Source organism: Fibrobacter sp. (assembly GCF_045601785.1).
Lineage (GTDB): Bacteria > Fibrobacterota > Fibrobacteria > Fibrobacterales > Fibrobacteraceae > Fibrobacter.
This window is the reverse complement of the sequence record NZ_JAZSAF010000079.1, coordinates 1-24,960: the sequence shown is the minus strand read 5'-3', so window position 1 is coordinate 24,960 and position 24,960 is coordinate 1. Positions and strand designations below refer to the sequence as shown.

Here is a 24,960-nt window from a genome sequence, read left to right as displayed (position 1 = left end):
TTCATTGTTCTTTGCTCTTTGTTCTTTTCTTCGCAATTTCTCTATTTGCTGAACCGCTAAAGCCAGACCAGTACACAAAACCGTCTGCTCAAGATTCCGTCTACAAGACGCCCTGGGGTATTGATCCTGCGGCGCGTGAGACCGATGCGGGCCGTTGGGTGCTTCCGCACCGCGAACTCATGCAGCGGACCTACGACATTTCGGGACAGAAATCCGAATGGGTGCTCGGGACATCAATCCTCGGCGCTCCGGAACTGGACCCCGACCACATGGGCATGGGCTCAATCCAGACGCGTTACCCGAGCAAGCTCGCCGGTCTTTTCACGACTCGCCTCGGCTATGACGCTACGGCTCTCGGCTTGAACGGTGAAAACGGGATCCTCTTTGAAGAACGCAAGGGAATCCCCGTGGACACCCCCATAACGGACCTCAACTGGGAACGCCCTGCCTTCGGCGGCAATGCGCTCCGTCTCGATTTTCGAAGACTTGTAACCGATTCCGTTTCGCTTGAATTTGGGCTGGCGAGCCATTCCGACATCGACTCCAAGGAATATAGCTACCAGAACGTGACGCATTCGCCCTATTTTTCCCTGGGCCGCGACTCCACGCAGATACCCTTTGCTGGCCGAAACATCGCGATGAACAGCATGCACATCCAGCCGATTCTCACGTGGCGGTTCGGATTCGGCAAGGCGTTCGTCAAGATGAACTACCTGAGCCTGCACAATGCCGACAACACCAACCACCAAGTCCTTCTTGACACGCTTGACAAGGCTGTTCGCACGTTCCAGACCGACCCATACGTCATCGACATTCACACCGTCGGTTACGGTGCGGGAATTGAGCTCTATCCCATCAAGAACTTGACGCTTTCGACGGATATCGCCTATACCGAGCACGAAATCGAAGAGGACTCGCTCCCCCACATTTTCAAGGGCGTCCATGAATATGAGGACACCTTGGGAATCCCGCAACGCGATACCATTTACCACGACACGCTACGCGCCACCACCTACGAAAGCATTCTAGGAGGTTTCGGCGCGACCTACCACATGTTCCTGAATCCGTCGCTCAAGTTCAAGTACGAATTTTTGAACACGGACAATACCTACAACGGAAGCGACACGACCAAGTCCTACTTCCAGGACCGCGAGACAGGCTACTTGCAGCTTTCCGATACGCTCTGGAACAGAGTCCTGTTCCGCACCCAAACGGGAATGCAGAGAAACAGCTCCGTACGCAACCAGGTGGATTACGCCCCCGCCTATTCCGCCGACCTCCTTGCGTTCCTCCCCTACCACCTGCGCGCCAATGTGGGTTTCAGGCACGACAACAAGTTCCCCGATGTAGGACAGCTGAAAATAGACGAAACGGGACGCCTTGCCTTCCACCGAAAAGATCTCGCCTACGAAGAACGCGACCGCTATGCATTCAACCTGGGCTACCAGCAGCGCGAAGTGTTCTACGGACTTGGGCTCCGCTACGAAAATGTCGATAACCTGATCAAGCCACGCTGGGTCAAATGGGGCCATGTCGATACCACCAACACCTACGAAGAAGTCTACACCTGGACAAACATCGACAATGTCAGCAGTCTCGACTGGCTGTTGCAACTGGGCTTCAGGCTCGGCAACTGGAAGTTCTTCGTGGAACGCGGCCAGACGCTTGACCGCAGCCGCAACCTCATCGATACGCCGGAACTCTACTACAAGGGCAGCATCCATTGGCAGAACCGATTCGTCTCCGAGCGCCTGGGTGTGAGCGTGCGCGTAGACTGGCAGTGGTTCGGCGAACGCTACGACTGCACCATCAACGAAGATGGCAACCCGGAATTGGAATTCATGAAAAAGTACCTGGCGCTCGATTTCGAGGCCCGCATGCAGATTCTGACCTTCGAGCTCTACACCCGCATCGAAAATTTCAACCACAGCATCTATATGCCGGCTAGTGGCTACACACCCGAGGGGCTGCGCTTCGCCTACGGCATCGTGTGGTCCTTCAGGAATTAGTCGCAAAATGTCATGCCGGACCCAGATCCGGCATCAGCTTTTTCTATTTCAACTTATAAATATAAGGCCAGTTCTTGCCGGTCACCCACAGGTTCTTGCCGTCGTAGGCGATGCCGTTCAGCACGTCGATGTCGGGATACTTACGCTGGATTTCGGCAACTTTTCGGCTAAGATCCAGGTAGCGAACCACCTTCCCGCTCGGGAGCGAGATGACTGCAATCGCACCCGTCTGCCAGATATTTGCATACAGGGTGTCCCCCATGATTTCAAGCTCGTTCAAGAGCTTTACCGGATGGCCGGCATCGGTCACTGAAATGACGCCAACCACATTGAAGCCACCAAGGGCGAGCTGCAAAAGTTCGCTTGTGCCGTTACTCATGAGAAGTGCATTTTTCCAGTAGGTAAGTCCCCAGCCTTCGGTAGGAATGTTGAATTCTCCCTTGAATGCAAAAGGCCTGCGACTGTAGATGAAAGCCTTGTGAGATTTCCAGGTCAGGTAGAAAATGTCGTCGCCCACGGCAATGGAGCCTTCACCAAAAAACTTGTCCGCAAGTCGTGCCGAATCCAAAATTTTGCCGTCGAGAGTGCGACGGTACAAGCCCGATTTGCCATACAAGCCCGTCGTTTCGATGAGTTCCTTGCCGTCAAAGAAGAGTCCCTGCGTAAAATGGGTCTTTTCGTGGGGAATGGAATCCACAATTTCAGGAACCACTCGAGGAGCTTCGGCAGAAGCGATAGTGACGAGAATACAAAAAACAAGTAAAAAACGCATGGGCAAAAATTACTAAATTAGCGCCCATGGGTGAACTAAGGACACCGGCAAAAGTCAAGATCATCGTGGGCATTCTCGCAAAGGACGCTCAAGCCGTCGAATCTGTGCGCGAAACGCTCCGCAGCCGCTTTGGCGAAGAGGAGCTTACGCTCCCGCCGTTTCCGTTCACCTTCACCAACTACTACGTCGACGAAATCGGAAACGCCCCCGTGCGCGCCTTTTTCAGCTACGAGACTCTGGTCGACCGCGAAACCATTGTCGATATCAAGCTCTGGAGCAACGACATCGAACTCGAAATCGCCAAGCAGAACGGCACGCCCGGGCTTCGCCCTGTGAACCTGGACCCCGGCTACATGACGCTCGGACAATTCTTCTTGGCGACCACCAAGGACCAGCGTCAGCGCGTATACATGCAACGCGGCATTTTCGTAGAACCCACGCTGTACTTTCAGGACGGACATTTCCACGCCTTCGATTGGACTTACCGCGACTACCAAAGCGAAAAGTACATCCAGTACCTGGAACAAGTCCGCGCCCGCCTCGCCTACCAAATGAGCACAGGAAAGCCCTACCGTTTGCGAGCGAATCACTAACCACCAACTACAGTCTACTTCCTACTGTCTACTACATCATGAAAGCCGGCATTTTCACCATTCTTCTCCTTTGCTGTTCCAATGTATTCATGACTTTCGCCTGGTACGGGAACCTTAAACTCAAGGAAATGCACATCAGCACCGACTGGCCGCTATTTCTCGTAATCGTGGCCTCTTGGGGAATCGCCTTTTTTGAATACTGCATCGCCGTTCCGGCAAACGTTATCGGTAGCCGCATCAACGGAGGCCCCTTCACCCTGATGCAGCTTAAAATCATCCAGGAAGCCATTTCGCTAACGGTGTTCACCGTCATTGCGACAACGGTTTTCAACAACGAGGCGCTGCACTGGAACCACATCGTGGCTTTCGCGCTGATTATAGCAGCGGTGTTTTTCGCATTTCTCAAGTAAAAATTCATGACGCTTTCGGGATTTCACAAGTGGACTCGCTTCCTGGTCACCATTGCAGTGGCCGTTTTCTACTTGAGCGCTCCCGTTGAAGCAAAGTCAAAGAATTCTTCCAAGGAATCGCAGCAGACGACGAAATCTGCATCGAAAAGCAAGGCGAAGGCATCGAAGAACGACAAAAAGGCGAAGAAGCCCAAAAAAGTGCTGATTGACGCAGACGACCCGAAGGCATTCACCAAGGCGCTCCTTCTTGACAAGGAAGGTGTCGAATACGAATTTACCGAATCGAAGAAGAACAAAAATATTCCTTATAAGAAATCGACTCCGCTCCCTGTGCCGAAGGTAGACGAGCCCAAGGAACCGAAGCCTACCGAGAAAAAATCTCCCGAAGTCAAGACGGTGGAGCCTAAAGTAGCTGAGCCTAAAAAAGCGGAAGCAAAAAAGACTGAACCGAAGCCTAGTGAACAGGTTCACAAAAAAGTTCCGCAGGCAGAGTCAAAAAATAAGAAAGAGAAAAAGGAACCCGAAATAGATGCAAGCGGAGATTATTTCGATTTCTCGGACATGCTTTTGCCGATTACCCACGAAGCGCTAGTTGGCTCTCCTTACGGTATTCGCAGCCACCGCCTGCACCGCGGCGTCGACGTGAACGTCATCAAGGACGAACCCGTCGTGGCAGCCTACCCCGGCGAAGTCACCATGTCCCGCTATAACAAGGGCGGCTATGGAAACTATGTACTTATCAAGCACCCGAACGGTATCGAGACGCTCTATGCGCACCTTTCCAAGCGTAGACTCAAAGTCGGTGACAAGGTGTTCCCCGGCGACATCGTGGGACTTGCTGGCAATTCGGGGCGTTCCTCGGCGGCGCACCTTCACTTTGAAATCCGTTACGGCGAAGTGAATATCGACCCCTGCACCGTCATCGATTTCCCGCATTGGACGCTTCGCCCCGGCGTAAGCAAATTCTCGATGAAAAAAGCGAAGGCAGCACATCGAAAAATCCAAGCGAAGCTCCGCGACAACAACTACTACATCGTTAAAAAAGGCGACTCCCAAGGGGATGTCGCCAACTGGTTTAACATTTCCATCGAATCGCTCTGCCGCATCAACAACCTGAAGCCGGGCGCCCCGCTTATAGACGGACAAAAACTCCGCGGCAGCAAATAGGCAACGTCATTGCGAGAAGCGCAGCGACGAAGCAATCCACCACTAATTTAACTTAAGGAAAGCTTCCTTAAGTTCGCGGGTCGCGGTCTCGGGATCAGTCGCTTTCATAATCGCCGACACCGCGCAAATGCCCGCAATGCCCGAGTCCTTCAGTACAAAGATGTTGTCCTTGTTGAGCCCGCCAATGGCATTCACCGGAATCGGCACCGCCTTCACCACTTCTTTCAAGGTTTCGACCGGTGTAATCACCGTTTTCACGTGGGTTGTCGTTGGGTAAATGGCTCCACAACCCAAGTAGTCCGCGCCTTGCTCATAAGCTTCAAGCGCCTGCGGCACCGTTTTCGCGGTCGCTCCCACAATCGCGCTCTCGCCCATGAGCTTGCGGGCTAAACGCACCGGCATATCGCTCTGCCCCACATGAACGCCCTCGGCACCAATCGCAAGCGCCACATCCACGCGGTCATCGATAATCAGGGGAATCCCGTAACGAGCCGTAATCGCATGCACCGCCTCGGCCAGTTGCAAATACTCGCGGGTAGAACGATCCTTTTCGCGCAACTGAACAATCGTCGCGCCACCCTTGCAAGCAGCCTCCACCACCGGCAAAAAGCGATCTTCGGGTACAGTCGTGCTATCCGTAATAAAATAAAGCGTCGTATTGAGATTCTTCATGCGCACAAAAATAAAAAATCCGCCTCGTGAGAGGCGGACTTTTATTTCAGATCTAGATCCTTCGACTTCGCAACTTCGTTGCTACGCTCAGGATGACACTTTAGGAATTAACCCAAGGTAACAGTCACCTTGTGCACACCCTTCGTAAAGATCGGGGCCACGTCAGCGTCAATCTTCTTGCCATCGACGATCATCTCGGCGACACCCTTGCACACGTGCTTCGGGTTCTTCACTTCGATTTCGTAGGTAGCGCCGCGGAACTTGCGGGTCACCTTGAAGCCATCCCAAGAGCTCGGGATGCAGGGATTCACGATGAGGCCCTTGAAGCTTGCGCGGACACCGATGATGAACTGCGTTGCAGCCTGGTAAGTCCAGGAGCTAGTGCCGGAGAGCCATGCATTACGGCCCATACCGAACTGCTTGTGTTCGTCACCGAGGATGTTCTGCGGATAGCAATACGGTTCAGATTCGAACTCGTCGAGCTTGGTGTTCTTGGCAGCCGGGTTAATTTGGCTGTAATACTGGAAGGCCTTGTCGCCACGGCCGAGAATCGTTTCGGCAATCATCACCCACGGGTTCGTGTGGAGGAAGATACCGCCGTTTTCCTTGGCTCCAGGAGGATAGGTAGAAATGCCACCCACGTTCGGGTCGAAGCCACGGTAGCCCGGAGTAGAGCTCTTCACGCCGTTGGCGGTGTTGAGGAGCTTGTTCAGGCTGTCCATGCCCATCACAGCACGGTCGCCAGTAGCAATGCCAGAAATCACAGACCAGGACTGGCTGTTGCAGTAAATCTTGCCGTACTTGGCCTTGTTGGTGCCGTAGGCGTTGCCCTGCTTGTCGAACCAGCGGACCCACCACTTGCCGTCCCAAGCGCTGTCATTGAAGGCCTTCTTCACGTCTTCGTACCAGCCCTTGTACATTTCGACAGACTTGGTGTCGCCGAGAGCTTCGCAGATGTCCATCATTTCAAGGAGAGCCTTAGCATAGAGGCCCGTGTTGAAGGAGGATTCTGCACCAAGCGGGAGGTTCATGCAGTCGTTCCAGTCGGCAAAGCCGAGGAGCGGAAGGCCGTGCTTACCGAGGTGAGTACGGGTAAAGTTGAGAGAACGCTTGAGGTGTTCGAGCACAGTGCCCTTTTCACGCTGAGCGCGCTTCTTGCCGGCTTCGTAGAACGGAACTTCCTTCTTGAGGAGGTCCATCTTGCCGGTTTCCTTGAGGTAGTTTGCAATAGTGAGAACGATCCACAGGTGGTCGTCGCCGTACCAGTCAGCATAAGCCGGGTTGCCGTTTTCGTCGAGCACACCCTTCTTTTCGCGGGAGTCACCGGCGTTAGCTTCGTTGCCGTTGTCTTCGGCAAGGGCAAGCGGAGCGTACTGGTGCATGGCGTTACCTTCCGGACGCTGCACAGAGAGCAGGTTCAAGGCGAGTTCCAATGCTTCTTCCGGCATGTGGCTCATCACGCCCATGAGGTCCTGGCTGGAGTCACGGTAACCGATACCGCGGCTGGTGCCGTAGCCCAGCTGATACAAGGACAGGTAGCGGCTCCAGTTCTTGGTGGTGTGGCACTGACGCGGGTTGTGGACGTTCACCATGGAGTTGAACGCGGCATCCGGAGTCTGCACCTGGATCGTAGAGAGGTATTTTTCCCAGAACTTGGCGAGTTCGTCGAAAGCCTTGTCGACGTTCTTCAAGTCGCGGTACTTCTTGATAGCCTTAGAGGCAACCTTCAGGCTCTGTTCCTGACCGAGCTGGGTGCAGGTGCGGAAGGTCTTGCCGGCGGCAATCTTGCCAGCGTGAATCATGAGAGCGGCAATGTTGTCGCCACGATCGCATTCGCTGTTGGAAAGTTCTTTGTTGGCGAGGCTGAGAGGCGCTGCCCAGGAACCCATTTCGTTTGCACCGAGGAACACGCGGCGGTCGCCATCAAAGCTACCGACCTTGCAGTTTGCAGTCACATAGTTCACGGCGAAGTCACGCTTCATGTAAGCGTACTGTTCGAGCACCACGTGGCCGTCCTTTTCCCAGTGGCCCTTGAGGGTCATGGTCTGCGGGACCCAGTCGGCGTTCGTGAGCTGCTTTTCAGCTTCGAAGTGGCTGAATTCATAAACCGGGATAATGTCCACTTCCTTGGAAGCCTTGTCGAGGTTCGTGACCTGGATGTCCTGGAGGAGAGTGTTGGAGCCAGTCGGAACGAAAATCGTCACTTGCGTACGGAGGCCTTCGCATTCGGCGATCCAGCGCATGTAAGAAAGACCCACGTGGCATTCCCACTTCTTCATCTTGGTGAGAGTCGGAACCACGAACGGAGAGAACACGGTGTAGCCCTTGGCGTTCTTCACGCGGATATAGATGGTGCTGGCCTTAAAGTCAGAGCAAGGCATCTGGGCGATGTACTTGGTGATACGGTTCAGGGCCGGGTCGCCCTTGCAAACGAGGGTACCGCCAGTAGTATCGACGATACCACCAAAGTTCAAAGTACCAACATAGTTGCACCACTTAATCGGGGTTGCCGGCGTGGTGAGCACGTATTCTTTCTTGGCGTCGTCAAAGTAGCCGTACTTAGCTGCAGCCTTAGCTGTAACCTTCTTGGCCTTCGGGGCGCTCTTCTTGGTCTGTTTTGTAGCCATTGTATCTCCGTGAGAGGGGGTTGTTAAAAGGTTTTGGGGTATGAGGTGATGAGGTACGAGCTATTGCAAAAATACACCGTCACCTAATACAACTTTTGATGCAAATTTAGTAAAGTCCTATAAAGCTCAAAGGCACGAAGTGCCGACCTCATCGCTCAAAGCGACCATCGGGAGCGACCTCACACCTCTTTCTTCTGGTTGAAATTCTCAAAATCTCGGTTTCCGAAGTTGATGTAGAAGTAGCCGTCGAGTTTCTTGTTGCGCACGGGATCACGCAAAATGCCAATAGCGGCGCGCACATACTTGAGTTCAACAAGAATATGGTCGCGGCTCATGCAGTTCAGGAACGGGCCTTCGGCATAGAGCGTGGGGCGCGGTTCTTCAGCAATCATCTTTTCAAGCGTCTCGATTTCCTGTACTAGACGCCGTTCATGGACTTCGAGAGAACGGATGAGTTCTTTATTGTCTGCTCCATACAGGAATGCAAAGCCAAGCGTTCTGGGGTCGTCGTTGAAACCCGTCAGGTGCTTCAGGATTTCTTTGCGGAGAGTTTCCCTGCCCGAATCGGTAATGGTGAACACGACTCGTTCCGGACGGTTGGAATCGCGCTTGCTGCTGCCCTTGATGTCACCATGCTTTTCAAGCGTCGCGAGACGGTTGTAGATGGTGGACGTACTCAGGTTTGCCCAGCGGTCCAGCTCGCGCTTGCGAACTTCCGTGATAATGTCATAGCCACTGCGCTCTTTTTCGAGGATAAGCCCCAAAAGCACTAGATCGTATCGATTCATAACTCACCTTCTTCTAATTCCACAGATTTTCATCTGTTGGACTATTCCAACTTGGAATATAACTAAAAATTGTCGCGGTGCGACAATTTTTTCTAAAAAAAATAAAGATAGATACAAGAGTTTTTTCTTTTATGCGGGAGGGGACCATGCTCAGAGTTGCGAAGGCCGTCCGGTCCCCTCCCTGCACCCTCCCCTTCCCAGGCCGACACATTTGTTTTCACAACGCCTAACAATATTGTCTTTTTAACCAAATTTCACGCTATAAAAAAACGGCCGGCATAAAGCCGGTCGCTTTTAATCAAAGGATTTCCGTTAGGAAAGATAAGGCTTATTAAGCGTTGCGCTCTACGAGCGCAGGCATATCGGCTCGGAAATGGGAACAAACGAGTTTGTTCCCGCTTCACTCGCCTTATTATGCCTTATTGAGGCGATCCTGGATCATGTCGATGATTTCGGAGAGTTCCTTCGGGAGGTGCTTGCCGAACTTCGGATAGTGGTTTTCCTTAACGTCGGCGAGTTCCTTCTTCCAGCCTTCCACGTCAACCTTGAGAATCTGCGGGAGGGTTTCCTTATAGTAGTCAGCGAGACCATCAGTATTGATGGCGCCTTCCTTCGGCATGTAACCGATGGCGGTTTCGACAGCGTTGTCAACACCGTTGCAGCGGTCGAAGATCCAAGCGAGCACGCGGCTGTTGTCACCGTAACCCGGCCACATGAAGCCACCCGGAAGCTTTTCGTTGTCGGCATCCTTACGGAACCAGTTCACGTAGAAGATCTTCGGGAGCTTGTCTTCAGTGGACTTCTGACCGATTTCGATCCAGTGCTTGAAGTAGTCGCCCATGTTGTAGCCGCAGAACGGGAGGATGGCGAACGGGTCGCGACGGATCTTACCGACCTGAGAGGCGTCAATCGTAGAGGCAGCGGTGATTTCGGAACCCACGATGGAGCCGAGGAACACGCCGTGGTTCCAGCTGAGGGACTGGTGAACCAGAGGAATAGTGGACGGACGACGGCCACCGAAGAGGATAGCGTCGATAGGCACGCCAGCAGGATCTTCCCATTCCTTGGCAATGCAGGGGCACTGCTTGGCCGGAGCGGTGAAGCGAGCGTTCGGGTGAGCCATTTCTTCGCCCTTAGGAGCCTTGTCCTTCGGGAGAGCGTCACGGGTCTTGCCCTTCCAGTCAACGAGCTTGCCCTGTGCCGGGTAGCCGATGCCTTCCCACCACACGTCGCCGTCTTCAGTGAGGGCGCAGTTGGTGTAAATGGTGTTCTTTTCTGCAGAGATAAGAGCGTTCTTGTTGGATTCTGCAGAGGTGCCCGGGGCAACGCCGAAGAAGCCGGCTTCCGGGTTGATAGCGTAGAGACGGCCATCCTTACCAAACTTCATCCATGCAATGTCGTCACCGATGGTTTCGACCTTCCAGCCCGGGATAGTCGGGATGAGCATGGCGAGGTTCGTCTTACCGCAAGCAGACGGGAATGCGCCAGTCACGTACTTGACTTCGCCCTTCGGGTTGGTGAGCTTGAGGATGAGCATGTGTTCAGCGAGCCAGCCTTCGTCGCGAGCGAGAACGGTAGCGATACGGAGAGCGAAGCACTTCTTACCGAGAAGAGCGTTTCCACCGTAGCCCGAACCGTAGGACCAAATGAGGCGTTCTTCGGGGAACTGAGTGATGTACTTGTATTCAACGTCAGCGCAGGGCCAGATGCCGTTGTCGCTTTCGCATTCGCGGAGCGGCTTACCAACGGAGTGGAGGCACGGAACGAAGTCAGCGTTCGGGTCAGCATTGAAGATATCGAGAACCTTCTTGCCAGCGCGAGTCATGATGTCCATATTGAGAACAACGTATTCGGAGTCCGTGACTTCGATACCGTTCTTGGAAATCGGGGAGCCGAGCGGGCCCATGCAGAACGGAATCACGTACATGGTACGGCCGTGCATACAACCCTTATAGAGCTTACGCATCGTCTGCTTGAGTTCAGACGGGTCGATCCAGTGGTTGGTCGGACCTGCATCTTCTTCCTTCACAGAGGAAATGAAGGTACGGGATTCGACGCGGGCCACGTCAGACGGGAGAGAACGGAACAGGTAGCAGTTTTCCTTCTTGGCGAGCTTCGTGGCGAGGCCAGCCTTGACGCACTTCTGCATAAGGGCATCGTATTCTTCCTTGGAGCCGTCAACGACAACGACGTTGTCCGGTTCGCACATGGCAATCATTTCATTCACCCAAGTACTGATCTTCGGGTGCTTGATATCGTTAAGGGTAAGACTCATTATGAGCTCCTGTTTGGTTTAACGTTAAGTTTCGATAATTTCGAACGCGGTAAAATTTACAAAAAATAAAAACTGAATTGCAGGGTATTTTCTAAAAATTTGAGCTAAATCACCCCATCCATCCGCCACACGCAGTCCGTTCTATACGAACAAACGCATAAAAAATCGATTTTTTTTCATTTTTTTGTAAAAAACTTTTCATTTTTGCCGAAAATTACATAAATTAGGCTTGTATACACGAACGGAGCGTTTTGCCCCGAATTTGAGGTGATTTTAATATGAGTTGGTCCTATTCTAGAGAACACCAGAAAAACATTCTTTGCATGATCATGGCGGGCGGCCAAGGAAGCCGCCTGCAGCCCCTCACCCGCGACCGCGCGAAACCGGCAGTGCATTTCGGCGGAACCTACCGCATTATCGACTTTGTGCTCAACAACTTCATCAACTCCGGCATCTTTAAAATCAAGGTTTTGACCCAGTTCAAGAGCGATTCCTTGAACAAGCACATTTCTGCCGCCTGGAATTTGAATGCCAGTTTGGACCAGTACGTGGACTTGGTTCCTGCACAGATGCGCACTGGCGACGACTGGTACAAGGGCACTGCCGACGCCATTTTCCAGAACATCAACCTGATTACGGACGAGCGCCCGGATCTCGTTGCGATTTTCGGTGGCGACCACATTTACAAGATGGACATCAACCAGATGATTGATTTCCACTTGAGCCGCGCCGCCCTTTTGACCATTGCCGCCATTCCGGTGCCGGTTTCCGAAGCCTCTGAATTCGGCATTATCGAAGTTGACGCCGACAACCGCATGATCGGTTTCGAAGAAAAGCCCAAGAACCCCAAAGAAATGCCCGGCAACCCCGGCTACTGCCTCGCCAGCATGGGCAACTACATTTTTACGAGCAAGTTCCTGGTGCGCGAACTTTTGAAGGGTGCCGAAAACGGCGCTACCGACTTCGGCAAGCACATCATTCCGAGCCTATACAAGGACTACCCCGTTTACGTGTACGACTTCAACACGAACATCGTGCGCGGCGAACAGGCCAGCACCAAGGGTTACTGGCGCGACGTGGGTACGCTCGACGCCTTCTTCGAAGCGAACATGGACCTTTGCTCCGAAAACCCGCCGTTCGACCTTTACAACAACTACTGGCCCATCCGAACCTTCAACTGGAACCAGCCCCCAGCAAGGTTCTTTGCGGGCGACGCCGATTCCCATCAGGGTGCAGCCATCGACTCCATCGTGTCTTCGGGCTGCATTATTGGCGGCGGTACCGTGGTTAAGAGCATCCTCTCCCCCGGCGTTTCTATCCAGAAAGATGCCCTGGTCGAAGAATCTATACTCTTCCCGAACGTGACCATTGGCCCGGGTGCCAAGGTGCGCCGCGCCATCATCGAGAAGGGCCTGCATATTCCTGCAGGCTTCCAGATTGGCTACGACTTGGAACGCGACAAGAAGCTCTTCCACGTGACCGAATCCGGAATTGTAGTGCTCGCCAAGGATACCATCATAAAAGCCTAGCAAGGCGAGTGCCGCAGAAAAATGCTTGCATTTTTCTATGGCCGAGCCGAAAGGCTTGCGCTCGAAGAGCGCAACGCATAGCATAGCAAGACGAGCGTCGCGCTTCACTAATAACAAGAAAATGCCCCGGTCAAACCGGGGCATTTCTTGTATACAAAAAAAGCCCCGACAGTTGATTGTCAGGGCTTTTTGCTGTAATTTTTAGAGGAATTTAGCTTTTAAAGATGTTTTTCCTTTAGAAACTCATGTTCAGGGTCCATTCGCCATTTTCACAAACCATCGGCATGCCCATCATTTCCTTGGTGGCACCTTCTTCAGTGCAGGAATCGTCGGAGACCCATTCGCCATCGTGGCAGACCATATCCACACTTAAGCCCATGACTTCCATGGTCTTGGTAGCGCCTTCTTCGGAGCAAGACTGATCGGCAACCCATTCACCATCTTCGCAGACCATGTCCATGGTCACGCCGGCAACATCCATCTGCTTCTTGGAGCCTTCTTCTTCTGCAGTACAAGAAAACATTTCTTCAGCTGCATCTTCATCGACAATCCAGGAACCATCGGTGCAGACGAGCGGCATATCCATACCCATCACGTTACCGTTTTTCGTTGCCCCTTCTTCGCTGCAATCGGTGCCGACTTCACCAAGATCCAGGTCTTCAAGGCCCGGAAGAACGTTGCCGCCCTGTTTTTCGTCGTCAGACGAAACACCTTCGTTCGGTTCGCCATCGTCAGCAGGTTCGTTACCCTGATTATCATCTACCGGAGCCTTTTCGCCCTGGTCCTGTTTTTCTTCAGACTGGTTCTGTTGTTCTTCAGACTGGTTCTGTTGTTCCTGCTTGGCGTCATCATCGTCAAGGTCGAACTTGCCAGACTCTGCGGCCTTGCAGCCATAATCCGCACCGGCCTTGATCGTCGAAAGCGTGATTCCATCGGCTTCCATCTTTGTGGTAATGACATTGTCTTTGCAGGTGACTTCGACGTTTTCTTCGTCTGCTTTTTCGTCTGCGCAAGCTTCGTCTATTTCAGCCTTGGGAGTATTCGTAAAAGTCGTTGTCGATACAACATAACCATCTTCAATTTTTGCGACCATCGTGGCGGTCATTCCATCCTTGGTCATCGTTGTCGTTACCGAATTTTTATCGGAGGAAACCGAGCAAGTCGGGTTTGCGCCGTTATCTTTGTTTTCAGAGGACGCACTGCTGGAATCATCGCAAGCCATCAGGCCGAAAGCAGCAGTCAGGGAAAGGGCAATACCCAATTTTTTCATATTCATAACGAACTCCTTTAAATTTGTTTACATTAAAGATATCTTTTTATGACGGAAATTTCAATGTTTTTTTCTATAAAATGTTCTATTTGTCATCAATATTGTGATTTTTGGCACAAATAGTCTTTAAATTGCTAAATTTGAACACATGAGTGAAGAATTGTGTGCGAATCTTTCGCAAAAACTGCAGGAAATAGCCAAATCCCCCAAGTACAGAGGGGCGATTTTCCAGATTGAAGCCGACGAGAAGGGACTGGCGCTCGTGGATGTAAAGGAAGCGAGTCTGAAAGTCTACCTGATGATAGACCCCGACTGCGACAAGATTCTGGAAACAAGATTCTTCACCTACGGCGGCCCTGTGTTTACGGCCCTTGCCGATACCTTCTGCAAGAAGATTCAGATGGTGACTGTCGACGAAGCATGCGCCATTACCGCCGAAAGCCTTGAGCTTGAGCTCCGTGACACCCCCGACGTTCGTGCCATCGCTGAAAACGCCCCCGAAATCAAGCAGATGAACACGCTAATCAAGCGAATCCTGGAAGCCTACCCCGAAAAAAAGGGAACCGCCATTTTGGTCCGTGAGAAGATGGAACGCATCAAGTACCGCACGCAGACTGCCGAAGGCCGCGCCGAGGCGGACGCCGAATGGAACGCCATGACCAAGGTGCAAAAAATAGAGAAAATTGAAGCTTGGTTGCACCAGTCCGTACGCGGCATGCTCCAGGGCGATGGCGGCGACGTGGAAATTCTCGACTTGACCGAAGACAACCGCCTAAAAATCCGCTACCAGGGCGCATGTGCCGGTTGCGGTTCTGCCATGGGCGGAACGCTCTTCTATATCGAGGACGAACTGAAGAACAACGTCTATTATAATTTGATTGTAGAGCCTGAAGATCCGCTCGACAACTTTACGCCGAACGAGATGTCCGATGCCGACCGCAATTTGGCTGGGTTAGACGACAACAATCCTCCCCCGAGCCTGTTTTAAAATGTGAGATGTGGAATGTGGGATGTGAAATGATTAATCTCACACTACACACTACACATTACACATTGTTTTTTATATTGTATTTAGTAAAACATCAAAGGAAATTCTATGTCCGAAGAACTCGTCTTGAAATTCGTTGACCCCGTGCCGATGCGCTACGGTGAAAACTCCCACCAGTCCGCAGTGTTCTACCGCGACCCGACCTGCACCGAAGCAAGCCTCGCCACCGCAAAGCAGCTCTGGGGTAAGGAACTTTCTTACAACAACATCGTGGATGCCGACGCAGCCCTGGAAATGGCCCGCGAATTCAGCGACGACAATGCGGTCGTTATCGTGAAGCACATGAACCCGTGCGGACTCGCTACCGGCAAGACACTGCGCAACGCCATGGAAGCAGCCTGGGCAGGTGACCCGGTGTCGGCCTTCGGTTCCGTGATTGCCGTGACCCGCAAGGTGGACCTGAAGACCGCCGAATTCCTGAAGGGTAAGTTCGTCGAAATTCTTCTCGCTCCGGCATTCGACAAGGACGCTCTCGAATTTTTGAAGAACAAGTCCAAGGACATTCGTCTCCTTGAAGTGGGCAAGATCAAGAAGGCAACCCACTGCAAGGTGTACAAGCACGTGATCGGAGGCATGCTGGTTCAGGACCGCGACGTCGACGTTTACGAAAAGTTCGAGTGCGTCACCAAGAAGAAGTTCGCAAAGAACAAGGAAGCCCTCGCCCGCTTTACCTGGCTCGTGACCAAGCATACCAAGTCTAACGCCATCGTCATGGGTTACGAATACGCCCGCGGCTACTTCCAGGTCATCGGTCTTGGCCCCGGCCAGCCGAACCGCATCGACTCTAACCTCCGCCTCTGCCAGCCCCGCGTACGTGACAACGTCGCCCGCATGAAGGCAGCCCAGAAGTTCTTCAACGAAAAGGGCAAGTGCATCGACAAGGCCGGACTCAAGGCTCTGGAAAAGAAGGTGTTCAGCGAAGTCGTGATGGGCTCCGACGCCTTCTTCCCGTTCCCGGACAACGTGGAAGCCGCTGCCAAGGCCGGCGTCCAGTACATCGTGCAACCGGGTGGTTCCAAGAAGGACAACCTCTCCATCGAAGCTTGCGACAAGCTTGGCGTGGCCATGGTGTTCACTGGCATGAGGCACTTCCGCCACTAATGATCTCTGAGATTTGCCTATGATGCCCACGTCGCAAAAAGAAATCAATCAGAGGGAAAAGGATCTCTACTACACGGTCCTTGGCTTTCTGAAAAAGATTCGCAAGGCCGGCAAGACGACAGCAAAGGAGTGGAACGAGTACCGTTCCGCCATCAAGAATGTCGCCTTGACCGCCGATATGGGTAAGGCCGCCGATTTGTGGACCATGGACAACCTGGACCAGTTCAGCCCCGATAAGAGCCAGCTTCCGCCGCTCAACGACATGGAATACGTGGCACGTGTGTCACCGGAATTCTTGTCACAACTCATGGAAGCTCTGTATTACGGGATGCTGAACCCGACCCAGGCGAACATGATCTCCGACGAGATCCAAGACGCAGACCCTGAATTTGTGACCTCGGCTTCGCTCGAAGAACTGCTCGTGAAGCTCTGGATCGGGAATGCAAAAAGCTACCGGAAGATGATTGCAAACTAGGTGTGAGGTTGGTCGCTACGCGCCCTTTGAGGTATGAGCACGGGCTAACGCCCTCTGAGCCACAGACAACAATTTCTCAAAACCTCAAAGTGCCATAGGCACGACCTCATACCTCGTAACCCCAAATCCCTCAAAGCGAATGAAATGAGCGACCTCATTACTCAAAGGGGCGAAGCCCCGACCTCAAAGCCTCAACGTGTACGTGTAATTGGTGGCGGCCTTGCTGGCTGCGAGGCGGCTTTGCAACTGGCGAGCCGCAGTTTTAAGGTCGATTTGTACGAAATGCGCCCGGTAAAAAATACACCTGCGCACAAAGACGGCCATCTCGCGCAATTAGTTTGTTCCAACAGCTTTAAGGCTTTGGGCATTACATCTGCCCATGGGCTCCTGAAGCAGGAACTCACGATGCTCGGGAGCTTCTTGCTAGATTCCGCACGCGAAGCGGCTGTGCCCGCAGGCGACTCGCTCACCGTGAACCGCGATATCTTCAGCGAATCGGTCGAAAAAAAGATTGCTGAATCGCCGAACATTACACTCCATCGCGAAGAAGTCACAAGCCTTGAAGGCGACTGCCCTACCTTAGTGGCAGCAGGCCCTTTGGCCAGCGACGCCCTTGCCGACGACATATTCAAGCGCCTCGGCAGCAACCGTCTGCACTTCTTTGACGCCATCGCTCCGGTTGTCGAAACGGACAGCATCGACTTTGACCATGCCTTCTACATGAACCGCTGGGAAAAAGGCGAAACGGCAGACTTTATCAACTGCCCCTTGGACAAGGAAACCTACGCCGAGTTTGTACGCAAGCTCTGCGAAGCCGAAAGCACCGAGCCGCGTCCGTTCGAAAAAAACGAACTGTTCGAAGGCTGCCTCCCCGTCGAAGAAATGGCCCGCCGCGGTTACGAGACGCTCCGCCACGGTCCCATGCGTCCGATTGGCCTTGGGCTAGGCAACAACGGGAAATTGTGGTACGCAGTCATCCAGCTCCGCGCTGAAAACAAGCAGAAGACTTTGTTCAACATGGTGGGTTTCCAGACGCGCCTCAAGTGGGGCACGCAAAAAGAAATCTTCACCATGGTGCCGGCCTTGCGCAATGCGAAGTTCGCACGCCTCGGCTGCATGCACCGTAATACCTTCATCGAATCACCCAAGTTCCTGGACAAGACGCTTCGCCTTCGTCCGGATCTCGAATGTGCCAAGGGCATTCCGCCGACTTGGTTCGCCGGGCAAATCACCGGCAGCGAAGGCTACACCGAAGCGGTGGCGACCGGCTGGTACGCCGCCTGGAACATGGCGCAGACGATTCTGCACGGACACGCCGACCCGCTCCCCGACGAAAGCTGCATTGGGTCGCTCATGAACCGCCTTGTGGAAGAAAACGAAGACTTCCAGCCCATGAATTTCAACTTTGGGCTGCTCCCCCACCACGAGGGCTTAAAAAAGAAGAACAAGAAGGAAATTCTTGCGGCCCGCGCCGAAGAAGCCGTAAGAAAGTGGATTGCGGATAGGAAATTGGTGTAACCAAATTGCAAAAGGACCCCATAAAGGGGTCCTTTTTTCATCGGGGTAACCAGATTGTTCTTGCCGCTATTCGGCTTCGCCGAGCGGCGCGAACCCTACGGGCAATGCCTTAACGGCATTGCGCAAAATTCGCCTTTCGCACTCTCGCTGTTCGTGCATAGGCAAATTTTGTCGAACTGGTCAGTTCGATCTGGCGTTAGCACGATACAAAAAGCGACCCCCAAAGGGGTCGCATTTTTTGTATCGGGGTAGCCAGATTGCCAAAATACTCACTTTGTTTCGTATTTTGCCCTTCGGGCTTACTTGAACTTCGTTCAAGTTAAGGCCTAAAACCATCTGAGTTCGCTTCGCTCTCGATGGTTTTAGTCGAACTGATCAGTTCGAATGACTATACAAATATGAAAATCGCACCCCGTTGGGGTGCGACTTTCATATCGGGGTAACCAGATTCGAACTGACGACATTCTGCTCCCAAAGCAGACGCTCTACCAGGCTGAGCTACACCCCGATTGTTCGTTTTTAAAAGGAAAAACCGGCTCCGAAAAAGATTGAATCTAACTCGGAGCCGGTTTCCTGAGCTACGAAGGGCTCGAACCTTCGACCCACGCCTTAAAAGGGCGTTGCTCTACCAACTGAGCTAGTAGCCCGAACGCACCCAAATATATTAAAGATTTGCTTATTTGTAAAGGCGAAAGCCCCTTTTATTCAAAAAAATGTGGCTTTTTTCGTCCAAATTTTCCTTATCCCGGTCGCATTATTTGTAAATTTCAACTATGATTTTGAAACACTTCTTCACCGCGGCTGCGGCACTGTTTGCAATTCCTGCACTCTGCCACGCCTACTTTACTCAGGGCGACGCTGGGCAAGAAGTCTTTTCATTCATAAACACATTTGACAGCCCGCGTAATGCATCTCTTGAAAAATCGGCGGGCGCAGGTATTTCGACGGACCCGACCATTACGCAGCTGAACCCGGCTGCAGTCACCATGCCCGAAGGCAAGCGTCATGTTGCCGCCGCACATTGGCAAACAGGTGACATGGCAGAAAATCAAGGCAGCCTGTTCTACACGGCGCAACTTGGAAAGTTCATTTTCCAGACGTCTTACAACTGGCTTTCCTATGGTTCCATCGAAGGCTACGACGAATACGGCGAATCGACGGGCAAAGACTACGAACCTTTTAGCCAGCTCGCGACAGTCACCGCAACGATTCCGCTCAAGCACTTCAGGTTCGGAACGACTCTCAAGTTCGCATCAGATAAATTGACCGACGACTCCGGAGACCGCACCGCCCTGGGCGCTGCATTTGACTGGGGCATTGCCTGGCAGGCTGAAAGCAAACGCTTCGGTTTCTCGCTAATGGGCCGCGATTTCGGCTGCCTTCTGCGCGACTACACCGATGACGGCGATGACGAGTACTACCCGATGTCGCAGACTTTTGCCATTGCAGGATTTTTCAGGCCGAATCTTCTCCCCCGCTTGACCGTCTTTGCGAATACTGACTTTCCGAGGTACCAGGAATCGTTCTTAAGCTTGGGCGGAGAATATGCCATTGGTTCCAGCCTGTTTGCCCGTGTTGGTTTTCAGCGCACATGGCTCGACATTACACGCGATGTGAAGGAACTTCTGGCATCGAAAGACCGCCCCGACGAAACGAACAACGCCCACATGTTGAGTGCGGGTCTTGGCTACGCCATGGATCTGTTTGCACTCGACTACAGCTTCTCTTACCTAGCGGAAGGGATGGGACACGAGCACCGACTGGGCCTACGCATCAACTTCTAGTGGCGGCATGGCAATGCGGCAGTTTGACGTATTCGTTTTCGAAGAAGAAAATCCAAACTTCAACCAATGGAAACCGGAATTCGAAGACAACGCTCTCGGCTGGCAGCACAGCAGCGATTGGAACAGGCCGCTGCAAAAAATCGATGCGGAATGGGTCGTCCTTGCGCACCCGTCTGCATCCATTGACCGCGACTTCCTGAATAATCTGGCCGAAGTGATCGAAGGATTTCCGATGGTGGACGCCTTTGCGCCCAGACTCAAATTCAACGGACATTTTTACGGAGGACAGCTGCTGAACGGAGCCAAGGGATTCGCCACCATTTCTGAAAATGAAAAAATGCGATTTGTCGCTGCACCCAACCCATTGATAGGCGTCTTCTCTAGTCGAATTGTCCAACGAACAGGCTTGTTCGATCAAAGTCTCCCTCCGGAATTTCGGCTGCAGGATTATTCGCTCCGTATGGCCCACGCAGGCGGAAAAATGTTCAACGTCCCGTACCTGGTAGCACAAGCCAAGAACTCTTTGGACGATAAGGTGCCGAGCCTTATTAACGGGGATTACCTTCTGGCTGCGGCAAGTATCCGCCCCGAATGGCAAATCATCTACAAGAATCTGAATGTAGCAAGCCTTCTCGGATTCAGCCTACGGCATCCAGGTACGATTCCGCTCTGGTTCAACACGAAGGAACTCAAGTTCAAGCGCGACAAGGCGACCGCACTGTCGAAACTGACCGCAGATCATCTCAAGGAAATTTCCCTATAAAACCAATCTCGCATCCTGTTTACGGACAACTTCCTACTGTCAACTAAAAAAACACCCAGATGGCGATCCAGAAGACCATCAGGCAGAATTCCATTTCCTTTGATATTCTCGAAAGGAAGGTACTGCCCAGGGTAATTCCGGCGAGGGCCGCGATGCGAATCCATGCCACATCGAAGCCACGGTAATAGAGCGCAATGCCGCCAAAGAGTTCAACCCAACACCAGAGTCCCTGTGCAAGTACCAGATAGCGCCTGCGGTAGAGCGTAAGCGATGTTGTCGAAAGGCAAAGACAGAGCATGAGCATGCGCAACGGGTAATGTTCCAACTGCGGTTCGAGGTATTTCAGATCGAAGGTTTCGCTGCCAAGGTAGGTGTACAGGCAGGAGAACAGCAAGAAACCAGCCAACAGAGCCGCATTGCGGTAGAAGGACGATTTGGGCTTCCACAGGAGCGATGCCACCCCAAGAGCCACGAGACAGGCGAGTGCATTGACGAGTGGTGTCATGGAGCCTCCCCTGCTGCGGCGGAATCTACCGCACTGGAATCAACTGCGGCTGAATCGCCTGCGGAACTGCTGTTTAAATCGCCTGCCAGGTGCCGCATGTAAGCGACGAGCCCGCGGACTTCTGCTTCGGTCAGGCGACCACGATAGGCGCTCATGTTGACTCGGCCATCCAGGACAACTTTTTCGAGGGAATCGAGCCCCAGGCTGTCTATGCGCGCTGCATCAAGTTTTTGCGGTACCGGATAATACTCTCGGACAAATTTTTCGTTGAAGCGCCCGTCTACCCCGTGGCATTTAGCGCAGCGTGCATTCCATATGAATTCTATTTCGGCGCTGTCCATGGTGGCGGGTAACGACTCTGCGGATACATTCGCGGATGTATCTACGGATGCCTCCGCGGATTCGTTTGACATTTCCCTGATGTACTTTTCAATCGGATTTTCAACATTCAAGGGAGACGCTTCGACTGATTCTGCCGAAGCTCTTGAAGCTCCGCCCGCGTAGAAGGTACCCGCGACAGCCGCAAAAACGACAAGAATTGCCGCAAAAATTGTGCTAATGCGACGCGCAAACGTCACATGCGCAGAGTCTGGAGATTGCCTCAAATGGTGCAGAATCGCCAAGAACAGCACCCCCGCCGCGATTAATGCCGCGATAGGATAAAACAGCGGAACGATATTTGCGAACGCGACTTCGATGTTCTCGTAGGGGCTAGCCGCAAAGGGCAGCTGCGCACTCACCCACAGCGAAAAGACTAGAGCCGCCGCGAACCCGACCAGAAGGGGCAGGCGCAGCACCTTGTATTCATCGGAAGACCACGGCTGTATATAGGACAGGTCGATGCCTCGCTTCTTTTCGCGAGAAAGCTCCGACGATTCGCGGGCGGCCTCTTCGACCATCGCCATCTCGCTGCCATCGACTTCGCCGAAGTAGGTTCCTTCACTTTCCATGGAGCGCGACAAATGTTGGCGCATTCCAAAGAAGAGCAGCATGAAGCCTCCTACCGAAAAGGCGACAAGGCCTGCATCAACCCAGCCAAAGGGGACTTGACCGGGCATTCCCTGCATCGGAGAAACGAGAAAATAGCGTTCCAGGAAAAGCCCAAGCAGAACAGAAATTGAAAGGAGTATGCGGCCTGTGCGGTGTTCGCGGATAAACGAGACAACTCTCAGCTGCGGAAGCACCCCCGCAAAGATGAATGCCGATGTGCAGAAAATCCCCTTGGTCAAGAATTCCCAGAACCAGAAGCCGACCATAACCCATGAGCCGGCGAGCATGAGCCGTTCCAAAAGTCGCACTCGGTAGCCCTCGGAATAGAGCAGCAGGTTTACAAGAGCAAGCCCCGAAAGAATCGCGCCGGCAATAAAATAGAGCGGGAAGAAGGCTCCACGCCACTGCGGTACAAATGTCGCCGCAAAATCGAGACTCACAATGGTATGAACCCAGAGCACCAGCGGAAAGAGCAGCCACGCCAGGGGCTTTCGGTAGCGCTCCAGTACTGGAATTTCGCGGGATTTCAGGTGAATCGTAAAGAAGAAGAGCGAAAGGAACGCATAGACTGCAATGCAGCAGAAATCCCACACCAGGGGCGAGCGCACGTTGGCAAAGTTGCCGCGGGCATCGAGGAAGGGAGCCACCATGTAGAAGTTTTCGACAACGCCCAAGTGCATGAGCGGGAAAATTCCTGCAAACACGAGGCTCACGAGTGTCGAAAGTTCCGCAATCAGGGCGGTGCGGCGGTCCAGCTTGATTCCGAGCGCAAGGAAAATGGCCGACAGGAGCGTTCCGGCATGGGCAAGCCCAATCCAGAAAACGAATAGGCTAATGGGCGTGCCCCAGAAAGTCTGGGAATCCACCATCCAAGCCGAAGGCCCCTGATACAGCGAGTCACCCAGGGCATATAGCCCCGGCAAGAAGAGCGCAAGCCCCGCAAGCATCAGGTAACGAAACATCAACGACTCCCCCGCATAAATACCACGGAAGGATCAAGGTCTGCCAGTTCTCGCGGCGCGTACAGGATGCGGTCCTTGGTCTGCTGGACCAGCGGCGACTTTTCGTCGAGCCAGTTTCCAAAGACGATTGCCTTGTGGGGGCATGCTTCGGCGCAGGCGGTCTTGACTCCGCGGCCACGCCACTCGGCATCTTCGAGGGTTGCCGCTACCGAGAGCTTCGTCTTGAAGGCGAGACGGTCGTTCTGCAGGCGCTGCAGGCAAAGGCTACATTTTTCCATGACGCCCTTATCGCGGAGCGGAACTTCTTTGTTGAACTGGCGGGCAAGTCCGAGCTTCTGGGCGTCGTTAAAGTTGAACTTGCGGGCCTGTGCGGGGCAGTTCGCGCCGCAGAAACGGCTGCCGGTGCAGCGCTTGTACATCATGGCGCTGAGCCCGTCGGGGGTGTGATTGGCGGCCCCGGTCGGGCAGACGCGTTCGCAGGGGGCATTGCCGCAATGGGCACACATGAAGGGGGCGTTTCCGCGGAGTTCCACCCAGTGCATGAAACGGCCCCGAGATGCATCTTCGGGAGTCACCAGTGGCACGTTGTTTTCGATGTTACAGGCGAGAATACACTTGCCGCAACCGTCGCAAGCATCCAGGTCGATGACCATGCCAAATCGATTGAGAGCCGATGCTCCCGGAATCTTGAGTGCACCCGGAGTCGAAATTTTCACGAGGTCGAGGGATTTTTTCGCCTGAGACATGGCGAGCTTGACTTCGTCTTCAAAACGCTTGAGTTCGGGCACCGAGAGCTGCGACGCGATATCGCCGAGGACCGCCGACTTACGGCATCCATACAGCAACCCCATGACGGCCACCAGCGAGCAACTCTTGATGAATTCGCGACGATCCATTCCCATAAGATACCTTACCACACTAGCGGTGGCAAGCGGCGCAGTACGTGGCCGCCGGTTTAAAGCCTTTTTCTTTGAAAGTCTGCCCGCGATGGCACCTTAAGCAACTCTGCATGTCGAATCTTTCGCCGCCGTAACGGTTCTGCATATGGTTTGAACCGTGGCAGTCGCTGCAAGCAACGCCTGCAGCCGCATGCACGCCGTGATGGAACACCACATGTTCCGGCAAAATCCGCTTGTGCGACCAGGGGCGGTCATCAGCTTTGGCTAACATGGAATCCAGCGTTTCGATTCCCGGATTTTCTGTCAGCGGAAGCCTGTGGCAATCCATGCAGTCCGCTTTCGAAGGCATGTAGGCATTCGCCGAGGCGCGAGCGCCCGTATGGCAGGCGGCGCAATCCAAACCGATGGAATCGCCGTGCAACGCGTGGTCAAAAGGAATCGGGCCCGAAGCGTGCTGCGGAGCACTCGGCTCCCCCATCAAGAAATCCGCCAAGAAGAACGAGAATACGACGGCAAAACAAACTGCCGCCCACTTAAATAACCTTGATTTCTTTTCCTTCTCTCTTCTCATAGCTCAGAGCGTAGCGACCTCATCGCTCACACCTACTTCGGCCTCCCCGGGTCATCTGGATTCTTGAGAATGTACAGGAGCCAGGCCGTCATCATTTTCGCCTGTTCTTCGGTCAGCGGAGTGATTTCCATGGCCGGCCATTCATCAGGGTGCTGCGGAGTCGGATGCATCAGGTACTTGACCATTTCTTCCGGCTTTTCGGCATACTGCGCTACGTTGTCACGCATCGGGG

The 24,960-nt window shown here is 53.3% G+C and carries 22 protein-coding genes and 2 tRNA genes; 11 read left to right on the top strand and 13 right to left on the bottom strand.

Annotated features, from left to right (window positions below; genetic code table 11):
- Positions 1-11 precede the first annotated feature (11 nt).
- Positions 12-2,009, top strand: coding sequence for a hypothetical protein (locus tag ACKI61_RS12345; protein WP_407457989.1), 1,998 nt, complete (start codon positions 12-14; stop codon positions 2,007-2,009).
- 43 nt (positions 2,010-2,052) lie between these two features.
- Here the strand turns inward: ACKI61_RS12345 and ACKI61_RS12340 are convergent, their stop codons facing one another.
- Positions 2,053-2,781: a glutaminyl-peptide cyclotransferase gene (locus tag ACKI61_RS12340; protein WP_407457988.1), complete on the bottom strand. Its 729-nt coding sequence runs from the start codon at positions 2,779-2,781 to the stop codon at positions 2,053-2,055.
- A 26-nt stretch (positions 2,782-2,807) separates the two neighbouring features.
- Between ACKI61_RS12340 and ACKI61_RS12335 the strand changes: the two genes are divergently transcribed.
- From ACKI61_RS12335 to ACKI61_RS12325, 3 genes are read left to right on the top strand one after another with little or no spacing between them, the layout of a single operon-like run.
- Positions 2,808-3,374, top strand: coding sequence for a DUF4416 family protein (locus ACKI61_RS12335; protein ID WP_407457987.1), 567 nt, complete (start codon positions 2,808-2,810; stop codon positions 3,372-3,374).
- 38 nt (positions 3,375-3,412) lie between these two features.
- On the top strand, positions 3,413-3,784 hold the full coding sequence (locus ACKI61_RS12330; RefSeq protein WP_407457986.1) for a DMT family protein: 372 nt from the start codon (positions 3,413-3,415) through the stop codon (positions 3,782-3,784).
- A gap of 6 nt (positions 3,785-3,790) precedes the next feature.
- Positions 3,791-4,951, top strand: coding sequence for a peptidoglycan DD-metalloendopeptidase family protein (locus ACKI61_RS12325; RefSeq protein ID WP_407457985.1), 1,161 nt, complete (start codon positions 3,791-3,793; stop codon positions 4,949-4,951).
- Positions 4,952-4,993: 42 nt separating this feature from the next.
- On the opposite strand, the gene thiE is transcribed toward ACKI61_RS12325, so the two are convergent.
- The 4 genes from thiE to ACKI61_RS12305 all read right to left on the bottom strand — a co-directional run bounded on the left by thiE (position 4,994) and on the right by ACKI61_RS12305 (position 11,313).
- On the bottom strand, positions 4,994-5,623 hold the full coding sequence (thiE, locus tag ACKI61_RS12320) for a thiamine phosphate synthase (RefSeq protein ID WP_407457984.1): 630 nt from the start codon (positions 5,621-5,623) through the stop codon (positions 4,994-4,996).
- A gap of 107 nt (positions 5,624-5,730) precedes the next feature.
- Complete coding sequence (locus ACKI61_RS12315; protein WP_407457983.1) at positions 5,731-8,250, bottom strand: GH36-type glycosyl hydrolase domain-containing protein; 2,520 nt, start codon at positions 8,248-8,250, stop codon at positions 5,731-5,733.
- Between the two features lie 179 nt (positions 8,251-8,429).
- Positions 8,430-9,038 carry a PadR family transcriptional regulator gene (locus ACKI61_RS12310; RefSeq protein WP_407457982.1) on the bottom strand — a complete coding sequence of 203 codons (609 nt, stop codon included), beginning with the start codon at positions 9,036-9,038 and terminating at the stop codon, positions 8,430-8,432.
- Between the two features lie 412 nt (positions 9,039-9,450).
- Positions 9,451-11,313, bottom strand: a complete 1,863-nt coding sequence (locus tag ACKI61_RS12305; RefSeq protein ID WP_407457981.1) for a phosphoenolpyruvate carboxykinase (GTP) — start codon at positions 11,311-11,313, stop codon at positions 9,451-9,453.
- Between the two features lie 278 nt (positions 11,314-11,591).
- Between ACKI61_RS12305 and glgC the strand changes: the two genes are divergently transcribed.
- Positions 11,592-12,842, top strand: coding sequence for a glucose-1-phosphate adenylyltransferase (gene glgC / locus ACKI61_RS12300; protein ID WP_407457980.1), 1,251 nt, complete (start codon positions 11,592-11,594; stop codon positions 12,840-12,842).
- Between the two features lie 235 nt (positions 12,843-13,077).
- On the opposite strand, the gene ACKI61_RS12295 is transcribed toward glgC, so the two are convergent.
- Positions 13,078-14,118, bottom strand: coding sequence for a hypothetical protein (locus ACKI61_RS12295; protein WP_407457979.1), 1,041 nt, complete (start codon positions 14,116-14,118; stop codon positions 13,078-13,080).
- Positions 14,119-14,260: 142 nt separating this feature from the next.
- On the opposite strand from ACKI61_RS12295, the gene ACKI61_RS12290 reads away from it, so the two are divergent.
- From ACKI61_RS12290 to trmFO, 4 genes are all read left to right on the top strand, one after another.
- Positions 14,261-15,100, top strand: a complete 840-nt coding sequence (locus tag ACKI61_RS12290) for a NifU family protein (RefSeq protein WP_407457978.1) — start codon at positions 14,261-14,263, stop codon at positions 15,098-15,100.
- 108 nt (positions 15,101-15,208) lie between these two features.
- A complete protein-coding gene (locus ACKI61_RS12285; protein WP_407457977.1) occupies positions 15,209-16,261 on the top strand; it encodes an IMP cyclohydrolase in 1,053 nt (350 codons plus the stop codon).
- 22 nt (positions 16,262-16,283) lie between these two features.
- The gene (locus ACKI61_RS12280) at positions 16,284-16,736 is read left to right on the top strand and encodes a hypothetical protein (RefSeq protein ID WP_407457976.1); all 453 of its coding nucleotides are present in this window, start codon (positions 16,284-16,286) and stop codon (positions 16,734-16,736) included.
- A gap of 144 nt (positions 16,737-16,880) precedes the next feature.
- A complete protein-coding gene (gene trmFO, locus ACKI61_RS12275; RefSeq protein WP_407457975.1) occupies positions 16,881-18,254 on the top strand; it encodes a methylenetetrahydrofolate--tRNA-(uracil(54)-C(5))-methyltransferase (FADH(2)-oxidizing) TrmFO in 1,374 nt (457 codons plus the stop codon).
- 434 nt (positions 18,255-18,688) lie between these two features.
- Here trmFO and ACKI61_RS12270 read toward each other — a convergent pair.
- Positions 18,689-18,762, bottom strand: a tRNA-Pro gene (locus ACKI61_RS12270).
- Between the two features lie 66 nt (positions 18,763-18,828).
- Positions 18,829-18,901 (bottom strand) — tRNA-Lys (locus ACKI61_RS12265).
- A gap of 126 nt (positions 18,902-19,027) precedes the next feature.
- On the opposite strand from ACKI61_RS12265, the gene ACKI61_RS12260 reads away from it, so the two are divergent.
- The gene (locus ACKI61_RS12260) at positions 19,028-20,038 is read left to right on the top strand and encodes a hypothetical protein (protein ID WP_407457974.1); all 1,011 of its coding nucleotides are present in this window, start codon (positions 19,028-19,030) and stop codon (positions 20,036-20,038) included.
- Positions 20,039-20,045: 7 nt separating this feature from the next.
- Positions 20,046-20,801, top strand: a complete 756-nt coding sequence (locus tag ACKI61_RS12255) for a hypothetical protein (RefSeq protein ID WP_407457973.1) — start codon at positions 20,046-20,048, stop codon at positions 20,799-20,801.
- 43 nt (positions 20,802-20,844) lie between these two features.
- Here the strand turns inward: ACKI61_RS12255 and ACKI61_RS12250 are convergent, their stop codons facing one another.
- The 5 genes from ACKI61_RS12250 to ACKI61_RS12230 form a co-directional block, all read right to left on the bottom strand.
- A complete protein-coding gene (locus ACKI61_RS12250; protein WP_407457972.1) occupies positions 20,845-21,306 on the bottom strand; it encodes a hypothetical protein in 462 nt (153 codons plus the stop codon).
- Positions 21,303-23,258 (bottom strand): NrfD/PsrC family molybdoenzyme membrane anchor subunit, encoded by a 1,956-nt coding sequence (nrfD, locus tag ACKI61_RS12245; protein ID WP_407457971.1) that lies wholly within the window; start codon positions 23,256-23,258, stop codon positions 21,303-21,305. The genes ACKI61_RS12250 and nrfD overlap by 4 nt, the downstream gene beginning before the upstream one ends.
- Positions 23,258-24,154 (bottom strand): 4Fe-4S dicluster domain-containing protein, encoded by an 897-nt coding sequence (locus ACKI61_RS12240; RefSeq protein WP_407457970.1) that lies wholly within the window; start codon positions 24,152-24,154, stop codon positions 23,258-23,260. Before ACKI61_RS12240 ends, nrfD begins: the two co-directional genes overlap by 1 nt.
- 22 nt (positions 24,155-24,176) lie before the next feature.
- Positions 24,177-24,728, bottom strand: coding sequence for a cytochrome c3 family protein (locus ACKI61_RS12235; protein WP_407457969.1), 552 nt, complete (start codon positions 24,726-24,728; stop codon positions 24,177-24,179).
- Positions 24,729-24,760: 32 nt separating this feature from the next.
- On the bottom strand, positions 24,761-24,960 hold a 200-nt coding region (locus ACKI61_RS12230), incomplete at its 5' end, for a hypothetical protein (RefSeq protein WP_407457968.1).

Excerpts from the sequence above, each read along its gene's own strand:
- ACKI61_RS12260 (WP_407457974.1), top strand. The coding sequence starts at position 19,028 with ATGATTTTGAAACACTTCTTCACCGCGGCTGCGGCACTGTTTGCAATT.
- ACKI61_RS12340 (WP_407457988.1), bottom strand. The coding sequence starts at position 2,781 with ATGCGTTTTTTACTTGTTTTTTGTATTCTCGTCACTATCGCTTCTGCC.
- ACKI61_RS12285 (WP_407457977.1), top strand. The coding sequence starts at position 15,209 with ATGTCCGAAGAACTCGTCTTGAAATTCGTTGACCCCGTGCCGATGCGC.
- ACKI61_RS12235 (WP_407457969.1), bottom strand. The coding sequence starts at position 24,728 with ATGAGAAGAGAGAAGGAAAAGAAATCAAGGTTATTTAAGTGGGCGGCA.
- ACKI61_RS12330 (WP_407457986.1), top strand. The coding sequence starts at position 3,413 with ATGAAAGCCGGCATTTTCACCATTCTTCTCCTTTGCTGTTCCAATGTA.
- ACKI61_RS12315 (WP_407457983.1), bottom strand. The coding sequence starts at position 8,250 with ATGGCTACAAAACAGACCAAGAAGAGCGCCCCGAAGGCCAAGAAGGTT.
- ACKI61_RS12305 (WP_407457981.1), bottom strand. The coding sequence starts at position 11,313 with ATGAGTCTTACCCTTAACGATATCAAGCACCCGAAGATCAGTACTTGG.
- ACKI61_RS12325 (WP_407457985.1), top strand. The coding sequence starts at position 3,791 with ATGACGCTTTCGGGATTTCACAAGTGGACTCGCTTCCTGGTCACCATT.
- ACKI61_RS12250 (WP_407457972.1), bottom strand. The coding sequence starts at position 21,306 with ATGACACCACTCGTCAATGCACTCGCCTGTCTCGTGGCTCTTGGGGTG.
- ACKI61_RS12290 (WP_407457978.1), top strand. The coding sequence starts at position 14,261 with ATGAGTGAAGAATTGTGTGCGAATCTTTCGCAAAAACTGCAGGAAATA.
- ACKI61_RS12335 (WP_407457987.1), top strand. The coding sequence starts at position 2,808 with ATGGGTGAACTAAGGACACCGGCAAAAGTCAAGATCATCGTGGGCATT.
- nrfD (WP_407457971.1), bottom strand. The coding sequence starts at position 23,258 with ATGTTTCGTTACCTGATGCTTGCGGGGCTTGCGCTCTTCTTGCCGGGG.
- thiE (WP_407457984.1), bottom strand. The coding sequence starts at position 5,623 with ATGAAGAATCTCAATACGACGCTTTATTTTATTACGGATAGCACGACT.
- ACKI61_RS12240 (WP_407457970.1), bottom strand. The coding sequence starts at position 24,154 with ATGGATCGTCGCGAATTCATCAAGAGTTGCTCGCTGGTGGCCGTCATG.
- ACKI61_RS12295 (WP_407457979.1), bottom strand. The coding sequence starts at position 14,118 with ATGAATATGAAAAAATTGGGTATTGCCCTTTCCCTGACTGCTGCTTTC.
- glgC (WP_407457980.1), top strand. The coding sequence starts at position 11,592 with ATGAGTTGGTCCTATTCTAGAGAACACCAGAAAAACATTCTTTGCATG.
- trmFO (WP_407457975.1), top strand. The coding sequence starts at position 16,881 with ATGAGCGACCTCATTACTCAAAGGGGCGAAGCCCCGACCTCAAAGCCT.
- ACKI61_RS12310 (WP_407457982.1), bottom strand. The coding sequence starts at position 9,038 with ATGAATCGATACGATCTAGTGCTTTTGGGGCTTATCCTCGAAAAAGAG.
- ACKI61_RS12255 (WP_407457973.1), top strand. The coding sequence starts at position 20,046 with ATGGCAATGCGGCAGTTTGACGTATTCGTTTTCGAAGAAGAAAATCCA.
- ACKI61_RS12280 (WP_407457976.1), top strand. The coding sequence starts at position 16,284 with ATGCCCACGTCGCAAAAAGAAATCAATCAGAGGGAAAAGGATCTCTAC.